The organism is Streptomyces sp. NPDC050211 (genome assembly GCF_040656035.1).
GTDB lineage: Bacteria > Actinomycetota > Actinomycetes > Streptomycetales > Streptomycetaceae > Streptomyces.
Genome location: NZ_JBFALC010000142.1, coordinates 1 through 6,436, shown reverse-complemented (window position 1 = coordinate 6,436; position 6,436 = coordinate 1). Strand labels below are relative to the sequence as shown.

Annotated in this window: 2 protein-coding genes; both read right to left on the bottom strand. The window is 78.1% G+C overall.

The genetic code is table 11. From position 1 onward, the window contains the following. Positions 1-4,467: beta-ketoacyl synthase N-terminal-like domain-containing protein (locus AB0I98_RS49215; protein WP_362952965.1), on the bottom strand; the 4,467-nt coding region annotated here is incomplete at its 3' end. Beyond that, on the bottom strand, positions 4,464-6,436 hold a 1,973-nt coding region (locus AB0I98_RS49210), incomplete at its 5' end, for a beta-ketoacyl reductase (protein WP_362952963.1). The genes AB0I98_RS49210 and AB0I98_RS49215, both read right to left, overlap by 4 nt.

Genomic DNA, 6,436 nt, shown 5'->3' with positions numbered 1-6,436 from the left:
GCTCTGCGCGGTGCGCAGCAGCCCCCAGGCCTCGGCGGCGGCCGGGTCGGTGACGGGTCCGGCGGCGTCGACGGCGCCGTGGGTGAGCACGGTGAGACGGGCCGGGGGTCCGGAGGCCAGCCAGGCCTGGGCGAGGGCCAGGGCGCGGTGACCGGCCCGGTGCGGGTCGCCGGCGCCGCGCAGGTCGGCCAGGGCGTGCACGCCCTCGGCGGCGGGCACGCCGGCCGGGTCGGCGGCGGTGTGTACGGGTGTGCCGGTGGCGGTCAGGGCCTCGGCCAGCGCCGGTTCGTGTTCGCCCAGGAGATACCAGGAGGCCTGCTGCGGGGCGGCGCCGGTGTCCGGGGCGAGCGGGGTCCAGGTGGGCCGCAGCAGCGGTGCGGGGGCGGCGGCGATGCGGTCGGCGGCGATCCGGCGCAGGGCGAGGGAGCGGGCGGCCAGGACGGGCCGGCCGGCCGGGTCGGTGGCGGTGAGGGTGACGGCGTCGGGTCCGGCCGGGGAGATCCGCAGCCGCAGGGCGTCGGCACCGCGGGCGTGCAGGGTGACGCCGGTCCAGGAGAACGGCACGAGTCCGTGGGCGTCCTCGCGGCCGGCGGTCACGGCGTGCAGGGCGGCGTCGAGCAGGGCGGGGTGCAGCCCGTACGACGTGGCCTGGGCGGCCTCCGGCGCCGGGAGGGCGGCGTCGGCGTAGACATCGCCGCCCCGCCGCCACACGGATGCCAGGCCCTGGAACGCGGGGCCGTAGCCGACGCCGGCCGCGGCGAACCGCTCGTCCTCCCCCTCCAGCGGGACGGCTTCGGCACCGGGCGGCGGCCAGACGCCGGCCAGGTCCGCGAAGTCGCCGGCGTCTGCGGGGCCGGGCACGGTGCCGACCGTGGCGTGCGGGGTCCGGCCGGCGGTGCCGTCGGCGTCTGCGCGGCCGGACCCGGCACGGCCGGCGGCATCCGGCACCCGGCCAGGCGCACCATCGGCCTGCACACGGCCGGATCCAGCACGGCCCGCGGCATCCGGCACCCGGTCGGCGGCACCCTCGGTGTCTGCTCGGCCGGGCTCGGTGCGGCCCGTGGCGTGCGGGGTCCAGTCGGGGGCCTCGCCGGTGGCCGGGGCGGAGTGGACGGTGAGGGGGCGGGAGCCGTCGGGCTCGGCGGCGCCGAGCCGCACGCGCAGCCGTACGGGCGCGTCGTCGGGCAGCACCAACGGGTTGTCGAAGGTCAGTTCGGCGATCTGGGCGCCGCCGGCCGCGGCCAGGGCGAGTTCCAGCAGGGCCGTGCCGGGGACGACGGGCCGTCCGGCGAGGGTGTGCTCGGCCAGCCAGGGGTGGGTGCGGGTGGACAGGGTGGCGGTCCACACGGTGCCCTGTGCGTCGGGGAGTTCGACGGCGGCGGCCAGCAGCGGATGCCCGGCTTCGTCGAGGCCGGCGGCGGTGAGCGGGGCGGGGGCGGCCGGGGCGTCCAGCCAGTGCCGGGTGCGCTGGAAGGCGTAGGTGGGCAGGGCGGCGGCCAGGGCGGTGCCGGGGCCCGGTGCGGGGGCGGGGGCGAGCAGCACGGGCAGGCCGTGGACGTGGGCGGTGGCGAGGGCCCGGTCGAACGCGTCGGCCTCGGGGCGGCCGCGGCGCAGCACGGGCAGGGTGAGCGCGTCTGTGTCGCCCGGGGTGTCGGTGTCGAGGATGGTGCGGGTCATGGTGGTGAGCACGGCGTCGGGGCCGAGTTCGACGAAGGTGTCGATGCCGTCGGCGCGCAGGGCGCGCAGCCCGTCGAGGAACCGCACCGGCCGGCGGGCGTGGCGGACCCAGTGGTCCGCGTCGCACGGCGTGTCGCCGGCGGCGAACGCTCCGGTCAGGTTCGACATGAGCGGGATCCTCGGCGCCCGGTGTGCGATACCGCGGGCGATGGAGGCGAAGTGGGTCAGCATGCCGTCCATGTGCGGCGAGTGGAAGGCGTGGCTGACCTTCAGCCGCTTCGCGGCCCGGCCCTGTGCCTTGACGTGCTCGACCAGTTCCGCCACGGCGCACTCGTCGCCGGCGACGACGACGGCGGAGGGTCCGTTGACGGCAGCGAGGTCGATCTCGGCCTCGCGGCCCGCCAGGTGGGGCAGTACCTCGTCCGCGGACGCCTCCAGGGCGGCCATCGCGCCGCCCTCGGGCAGCTCGCCCATGAGCCGGCCGCGGGCGGCGACGAGTCGGGCGGCGTCGGCGAGCGGCAGAACGCCGGCGACATGGGCGGCGGTGATCTCGCCGACGGAGTGGCCGGCCACCGCGTCGGGGCGCAGGCCGCGGGAGGTGACGAGGGCAAACAGCGCGGTCCCCAGGGCGAACAGGGCGGGCTGGGTGTATTCGGTGCGGTCCAGCAGCGCGGCGTCGGCGGAGCCGGCCTCGGCGAACATCACCGCGCGCAGCGGACGCGGCAGGTGGGGTGCGAAGGCCGCGCAGACCTCGTCGAGCGCCCGCGCGAACTCCGGCTGGGCGTCGTACAACTCCCGTCCCGTGCCGGGCCGTTGGCTGCCCTGCCCGGTGAACAGGAAGGCGGTACGGCGCCCGGCGGCGGCCCGTGCGGTGACCAGGTGCGGGATGGTCTCGCCGGTGGCGAGCGCGGTGAGCCCGCGGCGCAGGCCCTCGCGGTCGTCCCCCAGGACGACGGCCCGCTCGGCGAGGGCGGTGCGGTGGTGGGCGAGCACCCCGGCCACCAGGGCCGGGTCCTCGGCCCCACCGCGGTCGAGGTGCTCGGCGAGCCGCCGCGCCTGCTGCCGCAGCGCGGCCTCGTTCTGCCCGGACAGCGCCCACGCGATACGGCCGGCGAAGACGGGGGCGGGCTCCTGAGCCTGGGCGGGTTCGACTCCCCGGGCCTGGGCCGGCTCGGCCCCTGGAGCCCGGAGGGGTTCAGACCCGCCAGCCTGCACGGATTCAGCCCCCCGAGCCGGGACGGGCTGGCCCCCCCGACCCTGAGCGGCCCCGGCCCCCCGACCCTGCGCGGGCTCGGGTTCCTGGATCTGGGGGGCGGGTTGTGTGGGGGCCGATTCCAGGATCACGTGGGCGTTGGTGCCGCTCGCGCCGAAGGCGGAGACCGCGGCGCGGCGGGGTTCGCCGGGGCGGTCGGGCCAGGGAATGGTGTCGGTGAGCAGGGACACCGCGCCCGCGGACCAGTCGATGCGGGTGGAGGGGGTCTGGGCGTGCAGGGTCCTGGGCAGCACGCCCGCCCGCAGCGCCAGCACCGTCTTGATGACGCCCGCCACGCCGGCGGCGGCCTGGGCGTGGCCGATGTTGGACTTGAGCGAGCCCAGCCACAGCGGGCGGTCGGCGCGGCGGGCGCTGCCGTACGTGGCGAGCAGGGCCTCGGCCTCGATGGGGTCGCCGAGCCGGGTGCCGGTGCCGTGCGCCTCGACGGCGTCGATCTGGTCGGCGGTGAGCCGGGCGTGGTGCAGGGCGGCGCGGATCACCCGCTGCTGGGCGGGCCCGTTGGGTGCGGTGAGGCCGTTGCCGGCGCCGTCCTGGTTGACGGCGGAGCCGCGCAGCACGGCGAGGACGGTGCGCCCCTCGCGGCGGGCGTCGGACAGCCGCTGGAGCAGCAGCATGCCGGCGCCCTCGCCGAAGCCGGTGCCGTCGGCCTCCTCGGCGAACGCCTTGCAGCGGCCGTCGGCGGCCAGGCCGCGCTGCCGGGAGAAGTCGATGAACATGGTGGGCGTGGCCAGGACGGTCGCGCCGCCCGCCAGCGCCAGGTCGCACTCGCCGGCCCGCAGCGCCTGGGCCGCGAGATGGACGGCGACCAGCGAGGAGGAGCAGGCGGTGTCGACGGTGACGGCGGGCCCGCGCAGGCCGAAGGTGTAGGAGACGCGGCCCGAGGCGACGCTGCCCGCGCTGCCGTTGACGAGGTAGCCCTCCAGGCCCTCGGGAAGGCGGGCGCCGGGCACGTGCGGGACGCGCGCGCCGTAGTCGTCGTACATCACCCCCGCGTACACGCCGGTACGGCTGTCGCGCACGGTGTCCCGGTCCAGGCCGGCCCGCTCGAAGGCTTCCCACGCGGTCTCCAGCAGCAGCCGCTGCTGCGGGTCCATGGCCAGGGCCTCGCGGGGGGAGATGCCGAAGAACTCCGGGTCGAAGTCGGCGGCGTCGTAGAGGAATCCGCCGGTGCGGGCGTAGCTGGTGCCGGCCGCGTCGGGGTCGGGGTCGTAGAGCGCGTCGAGGTCCCAGCCGCGGTCGGCCGGCAGGCCGCCGATGGCGTCGGTGCCGGATTCCACCAGCCGCCACAGCGCCTCGGGGGTGTCGGCTCCGCCGGGCAGGCGGCAGCTCATCGAGACGATCGCGATGGGCTCGCGGGCGGTGGCGGCGGCCTCCTCGGCGGTGCGCAGCCGGTCGCGGGTGGCGACGAGTTCGGCGGTGACCCGCTTGAGGTAGTCGCGGATCCGGTCGGTGCCGGCTGCGTCGTGGGCCGTTCCCGCGTTCCGGCCGGCGTTCTCGGGTGCGGGGCTTGCCGTCACAGCTGCTCCTCGATGAAGGCGAAAAGTTCGTCGTCGTCGGCCGATGCGAGCCGCGGCTCGGCCGTCAGGCGGTCCGCGGGCACCGGCGCGAGGCCGGCCGCGGCCGCCAGCGCGGCCAGCCGGCGGTGGACGGTCTCGCGGCGGATGTCGTCCTCGGCCAGGGCGGCAAGGGCCGTTTCGAGCGCGTCCAGTCCGGCGAGTGCGGCCTGGCCCGCGTCCCGGCCGCCGCCGCGGGCGGCGCGCAGTTCCTCGTCGACGTGCTCGGCCAGGGCCTCGGCGGTCGGGTGGTCGAAGACGACGGCGGCGGCCAGCCGCAGGGCGGTCGCGGCGTTCAGCCGGTTGCGCAGGTCGACCGCGGTGAGTGAGTCGAAGCCGATGTCGCGGAAGGCGCGGGCGGGTTCGACCGCGTCGGGGCCGGTGAAGCCGAGGACGGCGGCGACCTCGGTGCGGACCAGGGCCAGCAGCGTCCGGCGGCGGGCGGCGTCGTCCAGGCCCTCCAGCCGCCGGTGCAGTGCCTCGGCGCCGTCGGCCGGGCCGGTGGCCGGGGCGGCGCCGGGGCGGGTGGGCGGGGCGGTGCGGGGTGCGGGGGCGGCGGGGAGCAGGGGGCGCAGCAGCGCGGGCACGGCCTCCATGCCGTGCCCGGCCGTCTCCCGGCGCAGGGCCGGCATGTCCAGGCGCAGCGGAACGAGCAGGGCGTCCTCGCCCGGCGCGGTCAGGGCGCGGTCGAAGAGCGCGAGGCCGTGGTCGTTGCTCATCGGTGCGATGCCGGAGCGGCGCATCCGGCGCAGGTCGGCGTCGGACAGATGCCCGGTCATGCCGCTGGCCTCGCCCCACAGGCCCCAGGCCAGGGAGGTGGCGGGCAGGCCGGTGGCCCTGCGGTGTGCGGCCAGCGCGTCCAGGAAGGTGTTCGCGGCGGCGTAGTTGGCCTGGCCGGGGCGGCCGAGGAGGCCGGCCGCGCCGGAGAACAGGACGAACGCGGACAGCGGCAGGTGGGCGGTCAGTTCGTGCAGGTGCAGGGCGGCGTCCGCCTTCGGCCGCAGGACGCTCTGAAGCCGCCGCGCGTCCAGGGCGGTGACCGCGCCGTCGTCCAGGACGCCGGCCGCATGGATCACGGCGGTCAGCGGATGCGCGGCGGGGATCGTGTCGAGGAGTGCCGCCAGCGCCGCCCGCTCGCCGGTGTCGCAGGCCACGATCTTTACCCGGGCGCCGAGCGCGGACAGCTCCCGCGCCAGGTCGCCGGCCCCGGCGGCGGCCGGCCCGCTGCGGCTGACCAGCAGCAGCCGGCGCACGCCGTGCCCGGTGACGAGATGCCGGGCCAGCAGCGCACCGAGGGTGCCCGTCGCACCGGTGACGAGCACGGTGCCGTCCGGATCGAACGGCGCCGGGGCCGCGGTGACGCCCGCACCGCGGGTGAGCCCGGCCCTCTGGGGGGCTGCTGCGGTCTGCGCGGGGCCGGCCGGCGCCGGTGTGCCCGTCCTGTCCGCGCTGCCCGGCCCCGTCCCGGGGGCTTGCCCGGTGGTTTCCTCGTGGCGGGCCAGTGCCGGGGTGAGGATCTCGCCCGCGCGCAGGGCCAGTTGGGGGGCGCCGGTGGCCAGCGCTGTGGCGAGGGCGGCGGTCGAGGCGGGTGTGCCGTCGGTGTCGACGAGGGTGAACCGGCCGGGGTGTTCGCTCTGGGCCGAGCGCAGCAGCCCCCACAGGCCGGCGCCCGCGAGGCCGGCCAGGCTCTCCCCGGGGTGGACGGCGACGGCCCGCTCGGTCAGCACGGCCAGCCGGGCCGCGGCGAGGGGGCCGTCCTGGGCGAGCCATTCCTGGACCAGGGCCAGGCCGTCGCCGGTGATCCGGTGTACGGCGTCGGGGCCGCTGTCCGCCGGGAAGGCGGGGTCGGCCGGGAAGGCCACGGCCACGGCGTCCGGCACGGGCGCGCCGGCCGCGACGGCGGCCCGCAGCGCGGCCAGGTCGGCGTGGACGT